Origin of the sequence: Fusobacterium ulcerans ATCC 49185, assembly GCF_900683735.1 — a bacterium.
Taxonomy (GTDB): Bacteria; Fusobacteriota; Fusobacteriia; order Fusobacteriales; family Fusobacteriaceae; genus Fusobacterium_A; species Fusobacterium_A ulcerans_A.
The window spans coordinates 3,756,495-3,782,093 of the sequence record NZ_LR215979.1 but is presented as its reverse complement, the minus strand read 5'-3'; the positions used below and the strand labels follow the sequence as shown (position 1 = coordinate 3,782,093).

Annotated in this window: 22 protein-coding genes; 2 read left to right on the top strand and 20 right to left on the bottom strand. The window is 29.7% G+C overall.

The annotated features are described in order from the left end of the window. Positions 1-52: 52 nt before the first annotated feature. From E0E45_RS17225 to E0E45_RS17130, 20 genes are all read right to left on the bottom strand, one after another. A complete protein-coding gene (locus E0E45_RS17225) occupies positions 53-859 on the bottom strand; it encodes an ATP-binding protein (protein ID WP_130892273.1) in 807 nt (268 codons plus the stop codon). A 1-nt stretch (position 860) separates the two neighbouring features. After that, the gene (locus E0E45_RS17220) at positions 861-1,760 is read right to left on the bottom strand and encodes a hypothetical protein (RefSeq protein ID WP_130892272.1); all 900 of its coding nucleotides are present in this window, start codon (positions 1,758-1,760) and stop codon (positions 861-863) included. A 511-nt stretch (positions 1,761-2,271) separates the two neighbouring features. Next, positions 2,272-3,129: an endonuclease/exonuclease/phosphatase family protein gene (locus E0E45_RS17215; RefSeq protein ID WP_130892271.1), complete on the bottom strand. Its 858-nt coding sequence runs from the start codon at positions 3,127-3,129 to the stop codon at positions 2,272-2,274. A gap of 303 nt (positions 3,130-3,432) precedes the next feature. Further along, entirely contained in the window at positions 3,433-4,254 is an 822-nt protein-coding gene (locus E0E45_RS17210; protein WP_130892270.1) for an Mrp/NBP35 family ATP-binding protein, read from the bottom strand. Between the two features lie 178 nt (positions 4,255-4,432). Beyond that, positions 4,433-5,209, bottom strand: coding sequence for an ABC transporter ATP-binding protein (locus E0E45_RS17205; protein ID WP_130892269.1), 777 nt, complete (start codon positions 5,207-5,209; stop codon positions 4,433-4,435). Beyond that, a complete protein-coding gene (locus E0E45_RS17200) occupies positions 5,175-6,065 on the bottom strand; it encodes an ABC transporter permease (RefSeq protein ID WP_130892268.1) in 891 nt (296 codons plus the stop codon). The genes E0E45_RS17205 and E0E45_RS17200 overlap by 35 nt, the downstream gene beginning before the upstream one ends. Before the next feature lie 16 nt (positions 6,066-6,081). Continuing rightward, positions 6,082-7,053, bottom strand: coding sequence for an ABC transporter substrate-binding protein (locus tag E0E45_RS17195; RefSeq protein WP_130892267.1), 972 nt, complete (start codon positions 7,051-7,053; stop codon positions 6,082-6,084). A 249-nt stretch (positions 7,054-7,302) separates the two neighbouring features. After that, entirely contained in the window at positions 7,303-7,725 is a 423-nt protein-coding gene (locus tag E0E45_RS17190) for a HutP family protein (protein ID WP_130892266.1), read from the bottom strand. Positions 7,726-7,815: 90 nt separating this feature from the next. Next, positions 7,816-8,739: a sugar ABC transporter substrate-binding protein gene (locus tag E0E45_RS17185; protein ID WP_130892265.1), complete on the bottom strand. Its 924-nt coding sequence runs from the start codon at positions 8,737-8,739 to the stop codon at positions 7,816-7,818. A 29-nt stretch (positions 8,740-8,768) separates the two neighbouring features. Then, entirely contained in the window at positions 8,769-9,719 is a 951-nt protein-coding gene (locus tag E0E45_RS17180; RefSeq protein WP_130892264.1) for an ABC transporter permease, read from the bottom strand. Between the two features lie 12 nt (positions 9,720-9,731). Beyond that, positions 9,732-11,228 (bottom strand): sugar ABC transporter ATP-binding protein, encoded by a 1,497-nt coding sequence (locus tag E0E45_RS17175; protein WP_130892263.1) that lies wholly within the window; start codon positions 11,226-11,228, stop codon positions 9,732-9,734. Next, entirely contained in the window at positions 11,219-12,373 is a 1,155-nt protein-coding gene (locus E0E45_RS17170) for a hypothetical protein (protein ID WP_130892262.1), read from the bottom strand. Before E0E45_RS17170 ends, E0E45_RS17175 begins: the two co-directional genes overlap by 10 nt. 12 nt (positions 12,374-12,385) lie before the next feature. Then, the gene (locus E0E45_RS17165; protein WP_130892261.1) at positions 12,386-13,297 is read right to left on the bottom strand and encodes an N-acetylglucosamine kinase; all 912 of its coding nucleotides are present in this window, start codon (positions 13,295-13,297) and stop codon (positions 12,386-12,388) included. 9 nt (positions 13,298-13,306) lie between these two features. Next, positions 13,307-14,356: an ROK family transcriptional regulator gene (locus tag E0E45_RS17160; RefSeq protein ID WP_130892260.1), complete on the bottom strand. Its 1,050-nt coding sequence runs from the start codon at positions 14,354-14,356 to the stop codon at positions 13,307-13,309. A gap of 236 nt (positions 14,357-14,592) precedes the next feature. Beyond that, entirely contained in the window at positions 14,593-16,008 is a 1,416-nt protein-coding gene (locus E0E45_RS17155; protein ID WP_130892259.1) for an alanine/glycine:cation symporter family protein, read from the bottom strand. Positions 16,009-16,090: 82 nt separating this feature from the next. Continuing rightward, positions 16,091-17,005 carry a glutaminase A gene (gene glsA, locus E0E45_RS17150; protein ID WP_130892258.1) on the bottom strand — a complete coding sequence of 305 codons (915 nt, stop codon included), beginning with the start codon at positions 17,003-17,005 and terminating at the stop codon, positions 16,091-16,093. Positions 17,006-17,354: 349 nt separating this feature from the next. Then, on the bottom strand, positions 17,355-17,753 hold the full coding sequence (locus E0E45_RS17145) for a (deoxy)nucleoside triphosphate pyrophosphohydrolase (RefSeq protein ID WP_197730063.1): 399 nt from the start codon (positions 17,751-17,753) through the stop codon (positions 17,355-17,357). Beyond that, positions 17,734-20,601: a DEAD/DEAH box helicase gene (locus E0E45_RS17140; RefSeq protein ID WP_130892257.1), complete on the bottom strand. Its 2,868-nt coding sequence runs from the start codon at positions 20,599-20,601 to the stop codon at positions 17,734-17,736. The genes E0E45_RS17145 and E0E45_RS17140 overlap by 20 nt, the downstream gene beginning before the upstream one ends. A 265-nt stretch (positions 20,602-20,866) precedes the next feature. Then, positions 20,867-21,946: a metallophosphoesterase gene (locus E0E45_RS17135; protein ID WP_130892256.1), complete on the bottom strand. Its 1,080-nt coding sequence runs from the start codon at positions 21,944-21,946 to the stop codon at positions 20,867-20,869. A 55-nt stretch (positions 21,947-22,001) separates the two neighbouring features. Beyond that, positions 22,002-22,559, bottom strand: coding sequence for a flavodoxin (locus tag E0E45_RS17130; RefSeq protein WP_130892255.1), 558 nt, complete (start codon positions 22,557-22,559; stop codon positions 22,002-22,004). Positions 22,560-23,291: 732 nt separating this feature from the next. Here E0E45_RS17130 and E0E45_RS17125 point away from each other — a divergent pair. Together E0E45_RS17125 and E0E45_RS17120 are read left to right on the top strand one after the other, a co-directional pair. Then, the gene (locus E0E45_RS17125) at positions 23,292-24,476 is read left to right on the top strand and encodes a hypothetical protein (RefSeq protein WP_130892254.1); all 1,185 of its coding nucleotides are present in this window, start codon (positions 23,292-23,294) and stop codon (positions 24,474-24,476) included. 40 nt (positions 24,477-24,516) lie between these two features. Then, the gene (locus E0E45_RS17120; RefSeq protein ID WP_130892253.1) at positions 24,517-25,590 is read left to right on the top strand and encodes an iron-containing alcohol dehydrogenase family protein; all 1,074 of its coding nucleotides are present in this window, start codon (positions 24,517-24,519) and stop codon (positions 25,588-25,590) included. Positions 25,591-25,599 lie beyond the last annotated feature (9 nt).

Here is a 25,599-nt window from a genome sequence, read left to right as displayed (position 1 = left end):
TCCCTTTGTTTTTCTTTTGTATACTCTCTTCCCATTTTTCCTCTTGAATTTTTTAAGATATAAATTCTGCAAATCTCTTCTGGGTCATTCCCCTTCTGCTCTTCCCTGTTACTTCTACTGGAAAACACATATCTATTATTCTGTCCCTTATCCTGTTCTGCCCTTGTGTAGAGAATTTCTCGCTTAACTCACATTTTCTCTCATCTGCGCTGAAATTCAAATTTGTTGAAATTATAAGAGGCTTCTCGCTTCTGTATCTCCCATCAATGAGATTGTATATCTTTTCAGCCCTCCATCCTGTTTGATTTCTATCTAGTCCTTTTTCACTGCCGAAATCATCAATAATCATCAAGTCACATTTCTCTGTCTGTTCCAGAACTACTTTCTCAGCTTCTCCCCACTCCATAGTCAGTTTGTTAAAATACAGTCCTAGATTAATTACCAATACAGTCTTCCCTCTTTCCATGAGGTAATTAGCTATACAGGCGCTTGCAAATGTCTTTCCTGTTCCTACTCCTCCATACAGGAGCATTCCCTCTTTTTTGTCCTTGCTCATAAAGCTCTCTGCATATCTTTTTGACAGCTGCATATAATCACTTTTCATATCAGCCCTTTCAAATCTGCTTCTTGCGAATTTTTCATCCATCACAGAAATATCCTTACACTTTTTCATCCTGTTTTTCATACATTCCTGCACTCTCTTCTTTTCCAGTTCTTCCAGCTCCCTTATCTTGTTTTCTTCCAGACAATTACAGGCTGGTATATATTCCAGATTCTTTTTAAAAATCTCTGGAAGGGAATCCATATACTTATATGGATTTTTCATATACTCTTTCCCACAAAATTGACATTTTATCATCTTATTTTCCTCCATTTGCTCCATTGAGCAAGTCTTTTATAAAGTCCCCTGTAGTATTCTCATATGCTGGTCTTTCAAACTCTTTCTTGTTCTCATAGGTATTCTTTGTTCTATTTGCTTTATCTTTAAAATTTCCATTGAGGGCTTTTTTAAGATTTTCAATTTTAAATATTGCATTTATACTCATATTGTTTTTTACAAATTCAGATTGAGCCATCAATGTCAGTGCTTCATACAGTTTGGCAATTCCTAGCTCTCTATACACCCTCAAGATAATATGGTTCTCTGGAGGATATTTAAAATCTGGCAGTCCTAAATCTCTGTATTTTTTTAATATGTCCTGTATCTCCATAGGAGTATCACTTAATTTATCTTTTTCAAGTTCTTCTTCCTGTTTTAGTTTATCATGAACTTTTTTATCTTCCCCTGTGTGTGTATTATTTATATCTTCTATTCTTTTATTATCTTCTAAATAAAGACTATCTTCTGATGGCTCTAAAAATTCAGGAACGGTTTTATCAGTAATGGTATTCTCGTCACTGATTTTTTGTTCATTGGTAAATTTTTCCATTTCTTCTATATTTTCAGGAGTGAATATTAATCTTTTTCCTTTAAATTTCCCCTTGTTTCTCTCTTCCACAAGCTGTATCACTTTTAGGTTTTCAAATATTTTTAGTCCTTTGGGTATCCACTCTTTGCTTAAACTGCTGTATTTAATTATTGTCTGAGTGTAGTATTTGATATCTTTCCCATTAAAATCACTGTAGATTTCTGTAAGAGTTAAATACAAATTTCTAAGTTTGTCATGTTCCTTTCCCTCATACCGACACCTTAACAACCGCAGTATTTTTTTCTCCTGCCAGCAGAATGGCTGGTTCTTTGTGCTTCTTTTGTTATCCATCTTTCACTCCTTCAAGTTTATATTAATATCTACTAATTTTTTTATAACTAATACTTTTTTATAATCTTTTTACATTTTTTAAACTTTTTGCAAATGTTACGATTCATATATTAGCATAACATTCTATTCTTGTATATAGCAGAATCAAGTCTTAAAATAAAGAACATAATAAAATATATTATATTTATTTATGATATTTCTCTTAATCAATTTTATCTTATTGATATTTTTAAAGCATTTTTTAATGATTTTTTTTTTTTTTTATTTTAAAAATTCGCTATTTTCGTCACAATTTCAAAAATCCTATGATTTATTTTAATATTAAAGTTATCTTTTTATTAAAAATCATCTGCCATAACAAAAAAATCACCCACAAGGTGAATTTCCCTCATGGGTGACGATTTTTTTACTAAAATATTTTTTTATTTATGTGGATTTAATTCATAATTATTCTAAATTAAAAAAGGGCTAGGTCGTAACTCCTAACCCATTTTATTTTACTTGCAGATAATTATTGTTCTAATAATTTTAATTCTACAATTACAGGAATATGGTCACTTACTTTATTCCATTGAATTCCATCTTTTTCATTTTCTTTGTTAGGTACATATGTTTGTGCTTCCCATACTTGCGCTTTATTTAAATATATTTGGTCGATTGCAACTTCTGGATTTACTGCTGGCCATGTTCTATGATCTATCTTATCATCAAACACTGATACCCAATATCTTTCCATTTCTTTTCCTACTACTGAATTAACAGTATCATTAAAATCTCCTGCTAATATTTTTATTCCTCTCATATCAAGAGTTATTTCATTTATAGTTCTTACTTGCTGTAAACGAACTGTTGGATCTTCATGCCAGTCTAAGTGAGTATTAATAAATGTTATTGGCACTTCAAATCCTGGAACTTCTATTTGAGTAACTAAAGCTATTCTTTGTTCATACCCAGGACTTGTTGTATCTCCATTTGGGAAAGAAGGCAAAACAAGACTTTGTTGACTTAAAATAGGATATTTAGATAAAATTGCTATTCCATAATCCCCACCATCATGATCTATAGTCTTTCCAAATACCATATTATATCCAGTAAGATCTGCAAGAATTTGAGCTTGATCTATCTTTCCACTACGATTAGTATTCCTATCCACCTCTTGTACAGCTATAATATCTGGATTTACCTTTTTTATTGTTTCTGCTGTTACCTTTAAATCTACTTTGAAATTATTCGCCCCTGCTGCAATGTTGTAAGTCATGATTTTCATCTTTGGATTGTTTTTGGCTATTTTTTTATTGTATAAAACTTTTGTTTCTGCAAAAGATACAACAGAAAAAATTACAAATAACAATGCTAATATTTTTTTCATTTCGAACCCCCTTATTATTAAATTTTTAATAAGATATTTTGTATTCAATATCCAACTTCATAGTAACACTTAGGAATTAAAATTTCAACTGTTTTCTTATTTTTATTATTAAAAAATCAGAAAATATTATTTTATTTTAATATAATTCATTCTATTTTAATGTTAAGAATAACAAAAATGAGAATAGCTAGAAATAGATTAAATTTTAGAAACTTAGAAGTTGAAAAAGACTTCTCTATTCTCTTATTCTAAAATTATTTTTATCTCTATAAGCCATTCTCATTTTTTATAAGTAATTATTTTTTATAATTTTTCAATTTCTTTAACAATATTTACAGCAATAGGTGTGAATAATTCTCCTATTCCCTCTTCTTTTCCCTTTGTTAATCCAGCTATTCCTCTAGTCATAGGAAGCTCTCCCAGTAGAGTAAGCCCCATTTCATTTAAGAAATCATTAGTTCCATTTTCCTCATTAAAGCTTATTTTAGTTTCACATCCTGGGCAAATTATATAACTCATATTTTCTACTACACCTAATACAGGTATATTCATTTTCTTAGTCATATTTACAGCTTTTGCAACTATCATAGATACCATATCCTGAGGAACAGATACCATTACTACTCCATTAACTGGTGTAGACTGCATAACTGTCAAAGCTACATCTCCTGTTCCTGGAGGCATATCTATTAGTAAGAAGTCAAGATCTCCCCAGATTACATCTTCCCAGAACTGTTTTACAGCTCCACCTACTACAGGTCCTCTCCAGATTACTGGTTCATTTTCATCATCTATCAACAAATTAAGAGAAATAACTTTTATTCCTTCTTTAGACACTACAGGATATATATTTTCTCCATCTCCCATAGCTTTTTCATCTTTCATTCCCATTAATCTTGGAATGCTTGGTCCAGTTATATCTGCATCCATTATTCCAACTTTGTATCCCAATTTACTCAGTTCTTTTGCAAATAAAGTTGTTACTGTTGATTTTCCAACTCCACCTTTTCCACTCATTACTCCAATTACTTTTTTTATGTTATTATGTGGATTATTTACTATTCCACAGCTCTCTTTATCTTTTGTACAACTACTTCCTGATGGACAAGTATTACAATCTGACATTTGATTCCCTCCCTAAATTTTTCTATCAAACTACCTATTATAATACTACTTCCATTGTTTTTTGTCAATCAGTATCAAACACTTGTCAAGATATAAAAATATTTTTCCAAATAAAAAAGTCTTAGAATTTTTTCATTAGGATCCTCCTAACTTAAAAACTCTAAAACTTAATTTTATTTTATCCTGCTGCCCTCATTTGTTCTTTTTCTATCTTAGAATTGTATATTTTAGCAAGTTCTGATTCAGTTATCTTCTTACTCTCTACATCAAGGATAACTCTTCCTTTATCCAACATAATTATTCTGTCAGCATACTGCACTGCATTTCTTAAATTATGAGATATCATCATAGCTGTAATATGCTGCTTATCAATAAGCTGTTTTGTCTTTTCCATTATTACCTTTGATGTCTTAGGATCAAGAGCTGCTGTATGCTCATCTAAAAGGAGAAGTTTTGGCTTCTTAAGAGTTGCCATAATAAGAGATAGAGCCTGTCTTTGTCCTCCTGAAAGAAATTTTACCTGAGTATCCAGTTTATTTTCAAGTCCTAAATCCACTTCTTTTAAAATCTCTACAAATCTTTTTATTTTATCTTTTTTTATAAGATTTCTCAAAGAGAACTTTTCACATTTTTTATCTGCCAGAGAAAGATTTTCTAATATAGTAAGAGAAGGAGATACTCCCTTAGATGGATCTTGATGAACTTTTCCTATCCCCCATGCTCTCTCTTCCTCTTTTAAATTATTTATTGATGTTTCATCAAGAGTTATACTTCCAGCATCCTCCCTCAATGAACCGCTTATAAGGTTAAAAAGAGTACTCTTTCCACATCCATTTGATCCTAATATTGCTACAAACTCACTTTCTTCTATATTAAGATTAAAATTTTCAAATATATTTAATTCATTTTCAGTTCCACCATTAAAGCTCTTTGACAAGTTCTTTATTTTTAGCATTTTCTTCTCCTCCCTTCTTTTTTAAACTAAAGAATGATGCATTATTATATCCTATAAATATTATCACTATTATTGCACTGATAGCTTTCAAATCTGTTGGAGCAAGACCTAAATCTATTGCTATTCCCCCTATTATTTTATAGCTTATAGAACCTAGTATTGCTCTTGTTGTTCCTTTTAACTTTGTTGATTTTTTAAGAATTGTATCTCCTATTATTATAGAAGCAAGTGCAGAAACTATTATAGAAGTTCCCATATTTATATCTGCGAATCCCTGCCTTTGTCCCATAAGAGCTCCACTTACAGCTACCAGTCCATTTGAAAGCATAAGACCTAAAAGTTTAAATTTATCACAACTCACACCTAAAGATTTTACAAGAGTTTCATTATCTCCAGTTGCTATAAGAAGATATCCTATTTCTGTTTTAAGGAACATATCCATCAATATTTTTATAATCATGACTATTATCACAAGAACTACTATCTTATTTCCTAATGAGAAAACAGATGGACTGTTATATAGAGGAATATTAGCTTTTCCATTTATTCTCAAATTTACAGAATAAAGAATAGTCATTGTAAGGATTCCAGCTAATATAGGAGCTATTTTCATTTTTATATGCAGAAAATATGTTATCACCCCAGCTAATGATCCAAATACAAATGCTAAAATTGTACTTGTTATTGGATCAAGACCTAAAGTTGCAAATCTTGCGAAGATAAATGCTCCAAATGGAAATGTTCCTTCAACTGACAAATCAGGAAAATCCAAAATCTTATATGTTATAAATACTCCCATTGCTAATACTGCAAATATGAGTCCCTGTTCTATTGATATAGTCATTAACGAATTCATTTTTTACCCCTTTTTCCTATTGTTCTATAAATTCTGCTCCTTCAAAAACTGGAAGCTCTTTATTTAATTTAAGATTTTTCATTGTTTTTTCATTTACTACTTTAGTAGTGTTAGCTAATGTTTCCACTGGCATATCTTCTGGTTTCTTTCCATCAACAAGTATTTCTTTAGCCATACGACCAGTTTGTCTTCCTAATTCATAGTAACTAAGTCCATCTGTTAAAAGTATTCCACCATTTACATGAGCTTCCTCTGCTCCAACTGTTACCATTCCTCTTTCATTAGCTGCCATAGAAATAAGATTTATAGCAGAAGCAACTATATTATCTGTGATAGTATAGAATCCATCTACTTTAGATATCATAGAATTTACAGCCTGAGGTATATCATTAATATTATTTACTCCAACAGCTCTTATTTCAAGCCCTAACTTTGCTCCTATTTCTTTTGCATTGGCTACTTGTATTTCTGAGTTTGACTCACTTGTATTATATATTATTCCAACTTTTTTAATTTTAGGATTAATTTTTTGAAATAGCCCTAATTGTTTTTCCATAGGAGTTGCATCAGTTGTTCCTGTTACATTTCCTCCTACTTTATCCATTGTTTTTACTAATTGAGAATTTACTGGATCTGTCACTGCGCTGAAAAGAACTGGTATATTATCAGTTGACTGTTTAGCAGCCTGGGCTGATACAGTTGCTATTCCAAATATAAGGTCTGATTTATCTGATACAAATTTCTGTGCTATTACTCCTGCTACTCCAGTATCTCCCTGTGAATTTTTATATGTTATGTCTGCATTTACCCCTAAAGATTTTAACTCATCTTCAAAACCTTTTCTAACATCATCTAATGCTGGATGCTCTGCAAACTGTGAAATACCTATTTTAAATTTTTTTCCTTCTTGTGCATTAGTTTTTACTCCTGCTACAACTAAAAACATCAATACCATCATTATTAATCTCTGTCCTACTTTTATTTTCATTCTCTCCTCCTGATTACCATTGATGAGGAAATAAAAAAACCTTTTTACATAAAATTGTAAAAAGGTAATATAAACATAATACAACAAATCCCCCTTAAAAATAAGGTGATTCTGCTACAAAGTATTAAATTCTCCTACTATTCTACAATTCTACTCTACTGTTTTTCATTTCTTCTTCAATTTCTACTATTCTACATACTTCATTAATGATGATTATATAAAAAATCTCTGATTTTGTCAACTGTTATTTTATTCTTGATCTATTGGCACTGCCCTATGTCCCAGACCTATTACCACTTCATCCAATCTGAACATCCCTATTGTAAGGAAAATACATACTGAAAGATGTTCATGACATCTTGCAATCCCTATTTTTCCTCCCACATTAAATCCCACTGCTTTATCCATTATCTGTGCTATAGCTTCTCTAGTTGCTCCTGTTAAAGCTCCTTCATATATATGTGATTCTGATATTATTCCATTTCTTTTTGATGCTACTAAAGCTCTTTCTAATATTTTAGAGATAGAATCTACTACATTTCCACCTATATCCACAGCAGCTGTTTTTATTCCTGAATTAAGATATTTTATTTTAAGTTCTGCTTCTTCCTCTCTAGAACTCATTGCCATTATAACTGAAGCTTTAGCTATATCTTTACTTTTATACTGCATTTTTACACCTCTCAATTTTCATATATACAAATATAGCATACCATAAAAAAAGAAGGAAGTACAAAAGAATTTGTACTTCCTTTCAATATTTTACCATTCACCTTTAAAGTTATCTACATTTTCTTTATTTACTTCTACTTGAATCATAGGAGTTACTGGTTCAAGTTTTTCTTCTCTTAACAATTTTCCAGCTGCTTCTATAGTTTTTGCTCCTTCTTCTACAGCTGACATATATGTAGTTCCATCAATAAGTCCATCTTTTATAGCTGCAAGTCCCTCTTTACTTCCTCCAAGTCCAATTACATATATTTTATCTTTTAACCCTGCTTCTTGTAATGCCATTCCTGCACCCATAGCTGAGTTATCATCTTGAGTTATTATTATATCCATCTTTTGATTTTTTTGAATAAGGTCCTCAACTATTTTCATAGCTCTTTCCTTTTCCCATCTACTTGTTTGGTTATATACAATTTCCATTTTTGTTCCAGATATTTCTTCAGTAAGACCTTTTTTTCTGTTTCTTTGAGGAGGTGTTCCTGGAACTCCTTCTATAAGAACTATTTTTGCATCATCTTTTTTCAATAAATTCTTAGCTATTTTACCTGTTAAAGCTCCTGTTTTCACTTCGTTTTGTCCAACATAAGTAACTACACCCTCATATTTGCCATCTTCATCACTACCAATTGCATTTGTAAATGCTATAACTGGTATTTTTGCCTCATTAGCTATTGCTATTGCTCCTTTAATAGCTTCTGAATCTGCTGCTGCTACTGCTATTACATCTACTTTTTTAGCTACTAGATCTTCTATCTGTGATAATTGTTTAATTGGATCCCAGTTAGCATCAGTATATTCCAACTTTAACCCCTCTTTTTTAGCCTGTGTATCCATCCCATCTCTTACAGCTATAAAATATCCCACTGGTCCTGGTAAAGATACTCCAACAACTTTTTCTGCTGCAAAAGCAGTCGCTCCAAGTACTAGACATAAAGCTCCTAATAATAACTTTTTCATCTTATTCCTCCCTTTTATTATATTGAAATCTATTTTTTCTTAAAACTTCCAAATCCTACTGCTGCTAGTATTATTATTCCTTTAAATACATATTGGAAATATATACTCACACCTATAAGATTGAAACTATTGCTTATAACACTCATGAGAAGAACCCCTATTATTGTTCTCATAACATTTCCTTCTCCACCATTTACACTTGTTCCCCCAATAACTACTGAAGCTATTGCATCCATATCATACCCTTCTCCTGCTGTAGGAGTAGCTGTACTCAATCTCGAAACAAGAATAAGTCCCCCTATTATAGAGGCCATACCATTTATCATGAATACCATTATTTTGTATTTCATGGTATCTATACCTGACAGTCTGCTGGAATCTTCATTCCCACCTACTGCATATATTCTTCTTCCCATTACTGTCTTTCTTAAAACTACATTAGCCAGTATCACCCCAAGGAAAAAGATTATAACAGGTACAGGTATTCCTAAGATATAGCCTCTTCCAATAAGAGAAAGAACTGGATTAGTTCCTGAAATTGGATAGCCCCCTGTATATATAAAAATGAGCCCCTGTAAAATTACGACCATTCCCATAGTTGCTATAAGAGATGGTATTTTAATGACTGCGACTGCAAATCCATTAATTAATCCAATAACTGCTCCTGCCAAAAGTGCAGCTAGAAGGGCGACAATAAAACTATGACCATTTGAAATCATGCTCATTATTATAGTTCCTCCTAAAGCAGCTATTTTTCCTACTGATATATCAAAATTTCCAGATATTATTACAAAAGTCATTCCTGTTGCAATAACACCAATTATAGATGATTGTCTCAATAGATTAAGTATATTGTTTCTAGTAAGAAAATTAGGTGTTGCAAAACTTATTATTGTACATAGTACTAAAAACCCAATTATTATCCCATAATTTTTTAGAAGATTCTCTCTTCTAAAAGAATTTTTTAACTGTTCTAACATATATCCTCCATCCTAGCCATTCAATGCCAAATAGTTTATTTTTTCTATATTTATATCATTTCCTCTAAGTTCACTAATAAAATTTCCTCTTTTCAAAACAAGAACTCTATCAGCTACTCTTTCTACTTCTTCAAGATCAGAAGATATAAAAATTATTCCCACTCCTTTAGCTGCATAGTCTTCTATTACTTTAAAAATATCTTCTTTGGCATTTACATCTATTCCCTTTGTAGGTTCATCAAATATCAATATCTTCAGATCCATATCTTTCCATTTAGATATAACTATTTTCTGCTGATTTCCACCACTAAGGCTTGAAACTTTTAAATTGTAATCTGAAACTTTTATTGAAAGTTCTTTTATAGCTTCCTCAATATGTTCATTCTCTTTTTTATTACTTAAAAGAAATCCTGATAACATTTTCTTTATCTGTATCAACGTTGAGTTATCCTTTATTGTATGTTTCAATATAAGTCCAAAATTCTTTCTGTCTTCTGGTATCAGCCCTACTCCATTTTTGATAGCATCTTTAGGATGTGAAAATTTCTTCTTTTGTCCTTCTAAATAAATATCTCCTTTATTTATCTCTCTTGCTCCAAATATGCATTCTGCCAGTTCACTTCTTCCAGAACCAACCAATCCTGCTATTCCCACTACTTCTCCTCTTTTCACCTGAAAAGATACATCTTTTAATATATTTTTATATTCCAGCCCTTTCACCTCAAGAACTGTTTCATTTTTATTATCTCTCTTTTCTCTTATACTTCCTCTTTTAACTGCTTTTCCTGTCATCAATTCCACTACTTTATCTTTTGTAAGTTCCAAAACATTCTTAGTAGCTATAAATTCCCCATCTCTCAATATACTTATCCTGTCACACACTGAAAACACTTCTTCCAACATATGAGAAATATATATAACTGTTTTTCCAGCTTCTTTCAATTTTCTTATTATATCAAATAAAGACTTCTTTTCTTTTTCAGATAATGAAGTTGTTGGTTCATCCATTATTATAATATCGGAATCATTTGCTACTACTTTAAGTATCTCTATCATCTGCTGTTTTGATATACTCATATTTCTTGTCATTTCCATAGGATCTATATCAAAATTCAACCTCTTGCATAATTCCCTAAATCTTCTGATCATTTCTGTATCATCAGTAAATATTCCATATTTTTTTATTTCATTTCCTACAAAAAGATTTTCATAGTTTTTAAGTGTAGATACAAGACTCAATTCCTGATATATTATACTTATTCCTTTCTCCTGTGCTTCAAGAGGAGTTTTGAATTTCTCTATTTTTCCTTTATATATCAGTTCCCCACTATTAGCTTCATGCACTCCACAAATTATTTTCATCAAAGTAGATTTTCCAGCACCATTTGCACCTATTATGGCATGGACTTCTCCCTTTTTTATTTCAATATTTATATTTTTTAAAACTTCTACTTTGGAAAAAGATTTGCTTATATTTTTACAATTTAAAATTACATCTCCTATTCGCATTTCTCCTCCTTTTCCAAAAATATTCTCAGATGTTCTTCAGGTATACTCATTAAATCCCAGGAAAGAACTATCCCCTCTGAATTTCCATCTTCTAAAATATCAAATACCTCTTTTATATATTCTACATCACTTAATGCTATATTTTCCTTTTTATTAAAGTCTATCCCTAGGTATATACCCTTTACATTTTCAGTTAAATATTTTATTTCCCTTGTCATCTGTTTTTTTCCTATATTATCTTTTAAATCCTCTTCTCCTATTGTATTTAAAAGAAATTCTCCAGCTTTTTTATTATACAGCTCCCCATAAGTTTGTATCTCAAAAGGGATTCCTGCTGGAGCATAAGTTTTTCTGTAATACATAGGTTTAATAAAATCTGCTTTCTCACTGAGTCTGATTATATCTTGTCCAAATAAATAAGAAATATCAGGAGCATATGTATCCAGTCCAACTTCCAATCCCTTAACTTTAAAAAAATCTATAAGTTCGCTTACTTTTTCAGTTATTGAATCATTTTTAAATTGAAAATACTGATTCATTTCTTTGTTTTTAAATTCATACCTAAAATCTTTATATCTTTGTATTTCAAGAGGATTATTCCCTTGATTTTCAAAAGTTTTATCAATATATTTTTTCAATTTTTCTACATCTATATCACTTTTTTTCATCTTTTCTATACATGCAGGACAGAAACAGCTGAAAACTGCTCTCCCTCCATTTGAAAATGCTGGATATCTTATTTTATCCAAAAAAACACCATCTATTTCATAATCTGAAAATTTTTCATCAAATATCTTTTTTACATTTTGTATATTTTTTATAGTATTAGGACAATAAAATTCAAAATTTTCTCCCTCTTGAAATGAAAAGTTTTCTATCTCTCTCCCATTATAATCTAATACCTTATTAAATTTTTCATAGTAAGACAGTTCAGAAAACACAGGAAGCCAAAAATAAAGTTTTGTTCCATAAGGTTTTAGAAAATTTTTTAGCTCTTTATACAATTCTCTATTTTCATTCCACCCAATGATAATCCCATCTATTTTCTTTATAGCCATTATCTTTAAAAGTTTTTCTTTTAGTTTGTCTATATCTACTTCTAAATTTGAGAATCCTCCAGAAAATACCTGTAAATACTTTTTCATTTCCACCACCATTTATTTATTCTTTTGAAGATAATTAAGCCCTATATTTATTCCACCATCCACTGGTTCATACCTATTAGGCATCACTTTTATTTTCTTTTCTAAATTACACTCTACTATTTTTTTCTGTATTTTATCTGTAATCACATCATTTAAAGCTACTCCTCCAGATAACACCAATGTATAGCTGTCTTTTTTTATATTTTTAGATATCTGTTTTACCATCATCATAAGTTTTTCAACTGCTTTATCTAATATTTTACTGCATAGAGAACTTTCTTTCTCATCTATAACAAATCTTGCCAAGCTTGCTATTTTCTCTGTTGTATCATATTTTTCAATAATTTTTTCTACCTGCTCTTTTTTGCTGCTTCCCAACATCCCAATTTTGTCAAAAGAATCATCTTTTTCTTCCATCTCTTCTAAATAGAGAATATATTTTTCCAGAAATTTTCTTCCTATCCAGTATCCTGAACCAAGATCACTAAGTTCCTTTCCCCAGCCTCCAACTCTTGTTACTTTATCTTTATCAAAGGCAAAGCCAATAGACCCTGTTCCTGATACAATAACTCCTCCATCTTCAAATGGACATATAGCTCTAAAAGCTAGCTCTGCATCATTCATTATTACAAATTTTTCTTTTATTCCTATACTCTCAAGCAATTCTTTAAAAAGCTTATGATCTTCAGCTGTATCACAGCTTGACAGACCAAATACAAAATATTTTATATCTTGAAAAATAATATTTTTTTCTTTCATTATCTTATTTATATTTTCTTCAAGATTTTTTTTTACTGCTTCTATTCCTATATTTTTGTAATTTGTGCTTTTTCCCTTAATATATTCCTTACAATGACTTTCTATTTCATAAAGACAATATGAAGTCTTACTTCCTCCCCCATCTACTGATAATATATACCCCATTCTTTACCTCTATTTTCCTATTATTTTCAAATCCTTGTCACTTTCCTGAAGAGCCAATTTCAAAGCTCCCTTCATTCCATTCTCAATATCATTACTATCAAGAATAATCTCTGGTATATTTTCTTCCCCAAGTCTTTCAGATATTTTCTTGATTATACGTCTTAACAAACTTTTTTCTATTTTTAATATATCACTGTTTAGTACTATTATTTCAGGATTCAATATAGAAATATTTATCATAAGTATAAAAATTATCATTTTTTCAAACTTTTCTATATCTTTTCTTTTTATTATTTCCTTATAGTCATCTTCCAGAGTTTTATCTGCTGATACTGGAAGCTCCCCTATTTCTCCTGAAAAATTAGATTTTCCCTTGTGAAGTTTTCCATTTATCACAGTTCCAGTTCCTATTCCAGTACCTAAATAAATATATACAAGATCTTTTGTATTAAACTCCACTTTATCTACAAGACCAAAAGTTACTAAATTGGCATCATTTTCTATTATTACTGGAATATTATATCTTTCTTCCAATACCTTTTTTAAAAACACCCCATTATACTTTTTCAAAGTATATATATTATTTACACTTCCATTTTCCTCTACTATCCCTGCTATCCCAATAGAAACAGCTTCTATGTTCTCTTTATTTTTCGATTCTTTTATCATTTTATCTAAAATAGAAAGCAATACTTTTTCATCGCTATCCTCTTTTAATTTTTTTACTTTTTCATTTTTTATTTTACCAAGAAGATCATATTCTCTTATTGTAAGAACAGTCCCTTTGAAGTATGCAGCTATATATGATACATGATTGCTGTTTATTTCATAGAATACAGGTTTTTTCCCACTTCCTTTTACTTCTATCTCCCCTTCAAATACTTTCACTATTTCTTTTTCAAGAAGTTCATCTACACATTTATTTATAGTAGGAAGACTAAGTCCTAATAATTTTGACAACTCTGGCTTTGTTATAGGCGAATTTCTTATGATATTTTTTCTAACTAAAGCCATGTTTATTTCTTTTATTATTTTAGGTTTTCCATTAATTGTTGTCATAATATTCCCCTCTCTTTTCTAATAAAGAAACTTTATTAATTAATCTTAGTATACTCTAACATTTTTCTTATGTCAACTTTTTTATGACTTATTTCAAAACATTTTTTCTCATATTGAATCATTTTTCAATATTATACATTGTAAAAAGAATTAATTTTTCATAACAAAAATTAAAAAATAAAAAAAGGAGGATCTACAACTTGATCTTCCTTTTTTTAGTTATTATCTATTTATTTTTATTCATCCCAGCATTCAGCATTTTTTAATCCTGGAACAGCTGAAGTTTTAAACTGAGGATTTAAACCTTTTTTCTTTTGAGCTATATAATCATGAAGAGCTGCAATTGCCACTTTATAAAGTACTGCTATTACTGCCAGATTCATTATTGCCATGAATCCCATAAATAAATCTGCCATATCCCAAACTATCTGAACTTTAGCAAGGCATCCAAACATTACCATAAATACAACAAAACATCTATAAAGATTTAACCATATTTTATTTCCATTTAAGAATTCAATATTTGTTTCCCCATAGTAATAGTTTCCTATGATAGATGAGAAAGCAAAAAGGAATATACAAATAGCAATAAATATACTTCCCCAAGGTCCAACCTGTGAAACGAGAGCTTCCTGAGTCAGCTGTATTCCATTGGATTCTCCTTGCAAATCTACTCCAGACATCAATATGATGAAAGCAGTTGCAGAACATATTAATATAGTATCTGTAAATACTCCTAAAGTTTGAATCAATCCCTGTTTTACCGGATGGGTAACATTTGCTGTCGCTGCAGCATTTGGAGCACTTCCCATTCCAGCCTCATTTGAAAATAATCCTCTCTTTATTCCCTGCATTATTACAACTCCAAGACCTCCACCTACTGCCTGTTTAAATCCTAGAGCATTAGAAACAATAGATTCAATAACAGATGGTATCATTGTAAAGTTTTTCACCAAAACAAACAGTGCCACTGCTACATATGCTACAGCCATTACAGGAACTATATATTCCACTGCACGAGCTATTCTTTTTACTCCACCAAAAATTATGATTGCAGTTGCAGCAGATATTGCTATTCCTAAATACATTCTATTAATATTAAATGCTTTTTCAAATGCAAATGATACTGTATTAGCCTGTACTGAATTGAAGATAAGTCCAAAAGTAATAGAAATAAGAATAGAGAACACAACTCCCATCCATCTTTTTCCTAAAGCTTTTTCCATATAATAAGCTGGTCCACCTCTAAAGTGATCCCCCTCTTTTACTTTATATACTTGTGCAAGTGTACTTTCCACAAAACTTGAACTTGAACCTATAAGAGCCATTACCCACATCCAGAATACAGCTCCCGGACCTCCTATAACAATAGCTATGGCAACTCCAGCCATATTTCCTGTTCCAACTCTTGAAGCTGTTGAAATACAGAATGCTTGAAATGAAGAAATTCCACTTGACCCATGTTTTTCGTTGGAACTTTCATTCTTCATAGCTCCTTCTCCAAGAAGTTTAAACATTTCTCCTAACAGTCTAAATTGAACAAACCCTGTCTTAAAACTAAAATATACCCCTAATCCTACAAGAAGTATAATCAATATATACGACCAGATAAAATTGTTCAGCCAGTTAAACGCATCATACAAAAAAATCATTCTTTCCTCCTATACTAGTGTTTTATTACATAGTTCTGTTTATTCTATCACATTTTATTCATCTGAACAAAAATTTTTCTGGTTAAAATATTGTCAAGTTTAGCTCACTTGAAAGATCCTCAAGTAAAAGCACTCCTGCAATTGAATTTCCTTTTTTATCAAGAGATGGTCCATATACTCCTATTCCCATTTTTCCTGGTACTACAGATAGAATTCCTCCTCCTACACCACTTTTAGATGGAATCCCTGCTCTTACAGCAAATTCTCCAGAACTGTCATACATTCCACAAGTTACCATTAAAGTTTTTACAATAGTTGCTATTCTAGGAGTAATTACAGTTTCTCCATTACTTAGTTTACCATTATTTGCTAAAAATAATGCTATCTTTGCAAGTGTTTTTGCTGTCACTTCTATTGAACATTGTTTAAAATATATGTCTAGTGCATCCTCTACATTCCCTTCTATTATTCCATCGCCTTTAAGAAAATATCCCATTGCTCTGTTTCTATTTCCTGTTTCAGATTCTCCACAATAAATTTTATAATTTACATCTAAAGTTTCATCTTCTGATATTTTTCTAAAAAACTCCAATAATCTTTGAAATCTATCTCTTACATCCTTTCCTTTTATCATGGAAGCTATTGCTATTGCTCCTGCGTTTATAAGAGGATTATAAGGTTTTCTTCTGCTGGAAGTTTCAAGTTTCTTGATGGAATTAAATGGATCTCCTGTTGGTTCCATTCCTACCTTAGAGAATACATACTCTTCTCCATTATCTAATATTGCCAGCATTAAAGTTACTATTTTAGATATACTCTGTATTGTAAATTTTGTGTCCCAGTCTCCAGAACAATATTCATTTCCATTTACATCTATAATATATAATCCTAATGCATCTTTTTTAGCTTTATCAAGTTCTGGAATATAGCTTGCTACTGTTCCCATTTTTGTTTCTGCTATATTCTTTTTAACCAGTTTATCCAATAAATCTTTCATTAATTCCTCCTGATATCATAAAGGTTTTTTTAATTTTACAAAAAATAAAAAACTTCCATTTATAATATAAACTTAGTGTAACATTTTGTCAATAAATTTTCACTATTAATACAATTTGTAGAATATAAATAATATATCCAAGTAAATTTATGATTTATATTTTTTCTTTGCTCTTTTTTATGTTATTTTTTTCTGTATTTTTATATATTTCAAATATATTCTAAAAATATATTTCACAAATATTGATTTTAAAAATATTTTTTCTTTCTGGATAAATTTTTATATTTATCAAATCAATTTATTTTTTATATAAAATATATATTTATCTTAACCTTCTTGGTTTCTATTTTTATTCTCCCATAAGTTTTTCTACAATAACAATATCTGTTGGAACCCATATTAAAGAATTTAAGCTTTCTCTTTTTAACCACACATATCCTGAATGTTCTATTAATTTAAAATTATTTTCATCCAAAATTTTACATTTAAAACAAGTTAAATTAATAATAAAACTTTCATATTCTTTAGAAACTTTCTCATAGAACCCTTTCACTTCTATTTCAAGGTTTAATTCTTCTTTTATTTCACGCTTAAGTGCTGTTTCATCACTCTCTCCTTCTTCAAGTTTACCTCCAGGAAATTCCCACATATTTCCAAAACTCTTGTTCTTAGGTCTAAGTGTACATAATATTTCATGCTTTGAATTCTCTATAATTGCTCCTACTACATTAACATTTTTCTTCATCATTTAATCCCTTCTTTACTTCTACTATTAAATAATCAAAAAGATCCTTTTGAATCTCACTCTTTAATTTCAATTCATACTCTACTAAAGGATTTCCTTTTTCATTAAAACATTCTTTTGCACTTAAAACTTTTTCAATTTGTCCTAAATAATAAAAGTTTTCTCCTATTCTTTTCTTAACAAATACTTCCATTATATAATAATTTTCTGCTATCTTTCCCTCAGCTGTTAATTTATTATTTCTGCTCAGGCATCTGTTATTTTTAGAAAACCATGTGAATCTTTGTTGATCCAAAAATTTATTATCATAACTTGTAAAAGAACTAGAATCATCTAATGTTACAAATAATATAACTTTTTTAGCTTCTTCAAATACTTGATATCCACTTACCTGATATCCATTATTAAAATCCATATTCAGCTGCCAGAAACCTTCCAGTTTTGTGTATTGCTTATATTTTTGAATAGATTCTTTTTCAAATTGTTTATAGTTCTTCTCTGTATAAGCAAGATTGTATTTAATCAAGTCATCAATTAAATCTCTGAAATATTTATTATTCTCATATCCTTTTTTAAAATTTTTATCAATTTGATATTCTCCATCAATTTTTTCTAAAATAGGTTCAAATCCTTTCATAGTAGAAAGGCTTGTAAATATTTCTTTAGAAAGATGTTTTATCCCATTTTTAATATTTTCTTTTTGATGTTTTATCTTATATTCTTTCTCTAAAATATCTTCTATTTTTTTCAATGAAACTTTTGATTCCTTAATACTTTCCTGAAGTATTACCATCTCATGAACTCTTTTAGCTGGAGTAAAGAAACTTGATAGGAAAGTTAAAAAATTCTTTTCCAATTCTGATAAATCTCCAAATTCTGTATTAGGTCTTAAAGCCTTTAAGACACTGTCATAATCTTTTCTAAACTTCAATATTACACTAGGCTCTATCATATTTCTTATAAAGAAATCATACAGCATAGGGATTCTTCCTAATTGTTTTTCCAGAAGTTCAAAATCATGTTCTATATTTTTCTTAGTTGAAAAATTTGTTTTATTTATATTTTCGAATATTCTCTCTTTAACTATTTCTTCAAAAGATATTGAACTTTCTCCTGGAATCATATTTGTTCCATTTAAAATAAATCTCTTCATAAAATCTTTATCAAAACTATTATTTTGTGAAATAGCTGTTGGGATTAAGAAGTTCTTTTCATAGTTTCCTATAAAGTCTAAAACTACAACAAACTCCTTATTCTCATTTTTTCTCAATCCTCTTCCAAGCTGCTGAATATACACAATAGAAGATTCTGTTGGTCTTAAAAGAATAACTTGATTTACACATGGTATATCAACTCCTTCGTTAAATATATCAACAGTTATCAAATATTCTATTTCCCCTTTCTCCAACTTTTCAATAGTGTTTTCTCTCGCATTATCTCCATGTTCCCCTGTGAGAGCAATAGATTTTATTCCTTTTTCATTAAGCTTTTCAGATAATATATTTGCCTCTTCCACTCTTGATACAAACATCAGTCCATGAAGTTTTTCTCCACTGTATCCATAATATCTACTCTTTTCAATTATGTGATCTACCCTCTGGTCTAAAGTAAGATTTTTTATAGAAGTTTTTCCATCAATACACTCACCATCTACAGTTATATCTGAAATCCCAAAGTAATGAAATGGACACAGAAGATTTTCTCTTAGAGCATCATAAAGTCTTATTTCATAAGCTATATTGTGATTAAAAAGTCCATAGATATCAAAATCATCACTTCTTTCTGGAGTTGCTGTCATTCCCAAGAGAAAATCTGGCTTAAAATAATTTATTATACTTTGATAAGTTTTAGCTCCACTGTGATGAACTTCATCAATTATTATATAATTGAAATAATCCTTAGGAAATCTTTCCAAATGCTCTTTTTTATTTAAAGTCTGAACCATAGCAAATATATAATCTGCATTTGAAATATCCTCATCTCCATAGATTGCCATTTTTTTATTGCTTATAATACTTTCAAAAGTATATTTAGCTTTTTTTATAATAGTTTTTCTATGGGCTATAAAAAGCATTTTTTCAGGTTTTACTTTTTTTACATCAAAGGCACTTAAATATGTTTTTCCTGTTCCAGTTGCACTAATCAACAGCCCTTCTTTTTCATTTTCTCTCAGTTCAATCAAATTACTCAATGCTTCTTTCTGCATAGAATTTGGTATTATTTCTTTTTTAAATAAAGGACTCTGCAATTTTTCCTGAGCTTTAGAATAACTCTTTGAAAGTTTATATACTTTTTCATAATTTTCTATCATTTCTAAATCCAACTTTGGAAGTCTCTCAAAAATATCATTAAAGCTGCTCAAAATATCCCTTGCAATCTTTCCATTTTCCAAAGAATTTACTTTTAAATTCCACTCAAAATTTATTGTCAAAGCCGTCTGAGTTAAATTACTACTTCCTACAACTAAAGTCCATAAGTTATCTTTTCTAAAAAAATATCCCTTAGCATGAAATTTTTCTTTAGACAATATTTTCAATTCAATATTTTTATAATTCAATAATCTTTTTAAAGCTTTTGGTTCAGTAAAATTCAAATAATCTCCTGTTAGAATTTTTCCTTTTATATTCCTATTTTCAAGTTCTTTCAATTCTTCTAAAATCAGAGCCAGACCACCTTCTGTTATAAAAGCTACTGAAATTATGAATTCGTCACAGTTCTCTAGCTCTTTTCTCAAAGTTGTTATAATTTTTTCATCTTTATTACAAAGCAGCCTGTGCTGAAAATTTTTACTTGATTCTATATTTAAATTTATCGAGCTTGTTTTAAAGCTCTCAATTAAATTTGTTTCCATATTTTCCTCCTACTTAATCTCAATACTATCCAGATAATATTTTATCATTTTACAGTTAAATTTAATAGAAAGTTTAAATTTTTTATAAAAAATATAATAAAAAAAAGAATGTACATAATAATTTTTCCATAAAAAAATACCCCCTCACAGCAGAGAAATTTTTTATTTCATCTTTCTACTATGAAGGAGCATATCAACTTTCAGCCACACCTTTAATTCTTTTAAATTTTTTTATTGCTGTAATTTTATTTTATTCTCAGATATTTTATTTGATTTTGATTAAAACTATTTCTGACTGACTTCCTATACGAATAGGAGGCCCCCAAGTTCCATATCCAGAAGAAACTATTATATTAGTATCTTCTATCTTTTCATGTCCATAGTCAACTTTAAATATTTTCTTAGTAAATAATCTTCCAGGGAACATCTGTCCTTTATGAGTATGTCCTGAAACCTGTAGAAAAGTTTTATTCTCCACGGCTTCATCTATTGTATCAGGAGTATGCTGTATAAGAATAACAGGTTTATCATCTTTTCCATCTAATATTTCTCTGATAAGCTTTTTAGAAAAATTATCTCTTCCTGCTATATATATTTCATTATTAACAAGTATTTTTTCATCTCTCAATACAATAGTTTCTGCATTATTTCTAAGTATTTCTGTAAGCATAGCAGCTTTACTACCATATATATCATGATTTCCAAGAGTAAAATAAGTTCCATAGGTACTTTTTATATTTTTTAATTCCTCTAACATATTTTTTTCTAAGACAGGTTCTAGATACATATCTATAAGATCTCCAGCTATAAGAACAATATCTGGTTTCAGAGAATTTACTTTGTCTATCATCTTTATCAATGAAGCATTTCCATTTATATGTCCTAAATGAACATCTGAAACCAAAACTATGTTCATGGGAGCAGATATTTTCCCTTCACTGTCTATTTCATATTCAGTCAATAAAGTACTATGCTTATAAAAAGTTCCTATTGCTAGTATCAGAAAAATGATTATAAAGCCAGGCTTATACAAATTCAAGTTTAATTTATATTTAAATATCATCTCTACAACTGAAACTATAAAATAAACCATTGCTCCATAAATAACAAAGGCTAAATAATAATAGACTATATATGAAAGAATTCTATTGCTTCCATATGAAAAATTAGATATAAAATATGAGTTGAAAAACTGATATCCATATAAAAGTATAGTCAATATTAAAAATAATATTATAAAAAGTATCTTCTTATCTGAAGGAAATACATATTTAACTGTTTTCCATGCAACAAAAAAATTAAGAATAAGCAGTGTTGTGGATAATGCTAGAAAAAAATAATTCATTTGTACAACTCCATTCTAAAATTTGTATATAATTTTTACTTCTTTTTCTCAATAATTAATTTTTATTCCAGCTGTCTTTTATTGAGTCCAGCCATTTAGTAACCTCTCCTTGAGTTCTTCCAGCACCAGCATTTCTTGTTACATATCCATCACTTATCACTGTAGAGTCTGGGGCAAGGTCTGTTAAATCTGTAAAGCTTGTTCCTGCTCCGCCGCCACCATGTGTACAGAAAGGAATAATAGTTTTGCCAGAGAAATCATTTTCTGATAAAAAAGTTCTCATTGGTGTAGGAAGAGTTCCCCACCATATAGGATACCCTATAAATATTGTATCATAAGAATCTAAGTTTTCAATTTTAGATTTTAAAGGGGGAAGATATCCTGATTCCAGTTCTTTTTTCGCTTGCTCTGTAGTTGCTCTGTATGCCTCAGGATAAGGATTAAGAACCTCCACTTTGAATGTATCCCCTTTTGTATATTCCTGTATCATCTCAGCTATTTTTTCAGTATTATTAGTATGTGTAAAATAAGCTACCAAAACTTTATTTTCAGCTCCATATCCAGTTAATGAAAAAATACATAGTAAAGATAAAATAAGCAAAAGTTTTTTCATAATTTTTCCTCCTTCAAATATTTAAGATTCATTTACAAACAAATCTATCATCAGTTAAGTTTCATAAAATATGCCCAATTGCATAATAATAATCAGTTTATTTAAGTTAGTGTATCATCTAGAGTCAACTCTAGGTCAAGTATATTTTTTTTAAAACTTTATTATATATTTTCAGAAAATTTAGAACTAAAGCAATTCCAGAAAAAAAGAATTCTTTGCTATTGCCTAATCTTATTCATTTCTCTTCATCTATGTAATAATTTATTTTTCTCAAAATTATTTTTGAAAAAATACTTGCATTTTATTTTTATATGTTGTATCATTAATCAATTAATTTAAAAAAATAATTAAAAAGGAGAAGACACAGTATGTTTATTTCTAATATGACAAACCTCATACTCAGTTTATTGGTTATAACTCTTATAAGCAATATATTTTTGAGTACAAAAAATCATATTAGGAACTTCCTCTAAATTTTATTATATAAAATATTAAGTTTTAAATTTGAAACTTGGAGACCCTAATTTTGATGGGGTCTTTTTTTATTATAAAATTTTGGAGGTTAGTATGAAAACAATAACAATATTTGAAAAAAACTTTAAAGAAAAAAATATAAATAAAATAATAATAAAATATATCAATTTCAAATCAATACTACTCTGTTTTTAAATAGGGCTGCTGGTTGTGAATGTTCATCATTATTCAGAAAATATAAAACAGAGGAGAGAAATCATGATAAAAGAAAATAATAGTTATGCTAAGATAGGATTTGGAGCAATATTTGCAGTTGCAAGTGTTTTATTCAGTTCACATGCTGGAGGAGGTTTTGCCAGTGGTAATCAGGCTACACAATACTTTGTTGTAGCTGGTCCTTGGGGAATAATTGCTGCTATAGTAGCAATGGCTCTTTTGGCTCTTACTATGAGAGAATGTATTATTATGAGAAATTCAAGAAATTTAAAAAACTACAAAGAACTTTTTGAAACTTTGTACCACCCTTTTGATAAGTTGGAATGGATATTTGAAGTCTATTTCAATATAATGGTAATCTGTGCTGTTGGGGCAGTTATTGCTGGAGCTGCTTCATTGATATCAGCTAATGGAATTATGGGATACAAAATGGCTGTAATGAGTGTTGGAGCCATTTTACTTGTTATGACTATATTTGGTTCTAGTTTGGTGTCTAAAGTTTCCACTGTAATGTCTATATGTATTTTAATATCTACTTTCATAATATTTTTCATGGGAATAAAAGCTAAGGCTCCTGAAATATCTCTAATCTTTTCTCAGGGATTTTTTACAGATGGAGCTGTAGTAAAAAAATCTATTTTAAATGCTTTTATATATGCTGGATTCCAGTCAGTTGTTATTCCTACAATGATAGCCTGTGGAAAACAATTAGGAGAAAAGGAAAATGTATCAAAATCAATGATAATAGCTTTTGTAATGAATTCTATTGCTTTGGGAATGTCAGTAGTTATGTTGTTAGGGTGGTATGGCGACTTTACTCAAGCTGGAGCTACTACATTACCTTCTTTATATATCTGTCAACAGTTAGATACTAATATTTTGTACTGGTTCTATAATATTGCCTTGCTATTATGCTTCATCTCAACTGGTGTAACTACTATATATGGATTTGTTTCAAGGTTCTCTTCTATAAAAGTTATGGAAAAAATTAAAAAACCAATCATAAGAAGGATTATAACTTCAAGTTTCTGTATGATTATATCTATGAGTGTATCAATGATAGGACTTAGCAAAATCATAAAATATGGATATGGATACTGTGGGTATTTAGGAATTGCAATTATTATCATTCCATTTTTAACAGTTGGAGTCTATAAGAATAGAAAATATGCAGCTGAAAATAATTTTACAGTAGTTGTAAAAGGGAACCAAGCTTTTGCTAAATAGAAATTATCATACAAAACTAAAATATAAAGGAGAAATTTAAATGGAAACAAGAAATATATTTTTACCAAATTACAGCATTGGAGAAAATCCTTACACAGAGGTTCCTTCTATTTGTGAAGCTTATGGAAAAAAAGTAGTCTTTATAGGAGGGAAAACAGCTTTAGCTAAAGCAAGTGATATAGTGAAGGATATAATTAAAAACAGTACTCTTGAAATTATTGATACTCTTTGGTTTGGTGGAGAAGCCTGCTATGAGAATGTTGAAAAATTGAAACAGGAAAAATCAGTTATAGAAGCTGACATGGTTTTTGTCTTTGGTGGTGGAAAAGCTATAGATACCTGTAAGTGTCTTACTGGACAATTGAAAAAACCTCTTTTTACTTTTCCAACTATATCTTCAACTTGTGCTTCTGTTACTTCAGTTTGTGCAATGTATAATGAAAATGGATCTTTTAAAAATCTATACTGGAGATTTGCTCCAGCAGAACACACTTTCATCAGTACGAAAATAATTGCGGAAGCTCCAGACAAATATCTGTGGGCAGGGATTGGAGATACTATGGCAAAAGGATATGAACCAGAATTTTCTTCAAGAGGTAAATCTTTGAATCATTCAAATGCTCTTGGAGTAACTCTATCAAGACTATGTCAGGAGCCTCTTGTTAAATATGGTAAAAAAGCTCTTGATGACTGCAAAGATAATAAAATTTCTAATGAATTAGAGGAAACAGTTTTAGCTATAATTGTTACAACTGGAATTGTTTCAAACTATGTAATAAATGATTATAACAGCTCTATTGCTCATGCATTGTGCTATGGATTCTCCACTATACATCATGTTGAAGTCAGCCATTTACATGGAGAGATAGTTTCTTATGGAGTTCTTGTACTCCTTATGGTAGATGAAAGAACTGATGAAATCAATAGAATAATGCCATTTTATAAGAGTATCAGCCTTCCTGTATCATATAAAAATCTTGATACCAGTGAAGAGGAAATGGAGGGAGTAATTCAAAAAGCTGTAGATGTTCCTGATTTAAACGTATCTGCTTTCCCTGTTACTAAGGAAATGCTTTGGGAAGCTGTAAGAAAATTAGAAGCCTACGAAAAATAATTAAAATAT

Coding starts and splice junctions, on each gene's coding strand:
- E0E45_RS17155 (WP_130892259.1), bottom strand. CDS start 16,008: ATGATTTTTTTGTATGATGCGTTTAACTGGCTGAACAATTTTATCTGG.
- E0E45_RS17205 (WP_130892269.1), bottom strand. CDS start 5,209: ATGCTAAAAATAAAGAACTTGTCAAAGAGCTTTAATGGTGGAACTGAA.
- E0E45_RS17165 (WP_130892261.1), bottom strand. CDS start 13,297: ATGGGGTATATATTATCAGTAGATGGGGGAGGAAGTAAGACTTCATAT.
- E0E45_RS17210 (WP_130892270.1), bottom strand. CDS start 4,254: ATGTCAGATTGTAATACTTGTCCATCAGGAAGTAGTTGTACAAAAGAT.
- E0E45_RS17120 (WP_130892253.1), top strand. CDS start 24,517: ATGGAAACAAGAAATATATTTTTACCAAATTACAGCATTGGAGAAAAT.
- E0E45_RS17160 (WP_130892260.1), bottom strand. CDS start 14,356: ATGACAACAATTAATGGAAAACCTAAAATAATAAAAGAAATAAACATG.
- E0E45_RS17180 (WP_130892264.1), bottom strand. CDS start 9,719: ATGTTAGAACAGTTAAAAAATTCTTTTAGAAGAGAGAATCTTCTAAAA.
- E0E45_RS17220 (WP_130892272.1), bottom strand. CDS start 1,760: ATGGATAACAAAAGAAGCACAAAGAACCAGCCATTCTGCTGGCAGGAG.
- E0E45_RS17215 (WP_130892271.1), bottom strand. CDS start 3,129: ATGAAAAAAATATTAGCATTGTTATTTGTAATTTTTTCTGTTGTATCT.
- E0E45_RS17200 (WP_130892268.1), bottom strand. CDS start 6,065: ATGAATTCGTTAATGACTATATCAATAGAACAGGGACTCATATTTGCA.
- E0E45_RS17145 (WP_197730063.1), bottom strand. CDS start 17,753: ATGATGAAGAAAAATGTTAATGTAGTAGGAGCAATTATAGAGAATTCA.
- E0E45_RS17190 (WP_130892266.1), bottom strand. CDS start 7,725: ATGCAGTATAAAAGTAAAGATATAGCTAAAGCTTCAGTTATAATGGCA.
- E0E45_RS17125 (WP_130892254.1), top strand. CDS start 23,292: ATGATAAAAGAAAATAATAGTTATGCTAAGATAGGATTTGGAGCAATA.
- E0E45_RS17140 (WP_130892257.1), bottom strand. CDS start 20,601: ATGGAAACAAATTTAATTGAGAGCTTTAAAACAAGCTCGATAAATTTA.
- E0E45_RS17170 (WP_130892262.1), bottom strand. CDS start 12,373: ATGAAAAAGTATTTACAGGTATTTTCTGGAGGATTCTCAAATTTAGAA.
- E0E45_RS17225 (WP_130892273.1), bottom strand. CDS start 859: ATGATAAAATGTCAATTTTGTGGGAAAGAGTATATGAAAAATCCATAT.
- E0E45_RS17130 (WP_130892255.1), bottom strand. CDS start 22,559: ATGAAAAAACTTTTGCTTATTTTATCTTTACTATGTATTTTTTCATTA.
- E0E45_RS17195 (WP_130892267.1), bottom strand. CDS start 7,053: ATGAAAATAAAAGTAGGACAGAGATTAATAATGATGGTATTGATGTTT.
- E0E45_RS17135 (WP_130892256.1), bottom strand. CDS start 21,946: ATGAATTATTTTTTTCTAGCATTATCCACAACACTGCTTATTCTTAAT.
- E0E45_RS17175 (WP_130892263.1), bottom strand. CDS start 11,228: ATGCGAATAGGAGATGTAATTTTAAATTGTAAAAATATAAGCAAATCT.
- E0E45_RS17185 (WP_130892265.1), bottom strand. CDS start 8,739: ATGAAAAAGTTATTATTAGGAGCTTTATGTCTAGTACTTGGAGCGACT.
- glsA (WP_130892258.1), bottom strand. CDS start 17,005: ATGAAAGATTTATTGGATAAACTGGTTAAAAAGAATATAGCAGAAACA.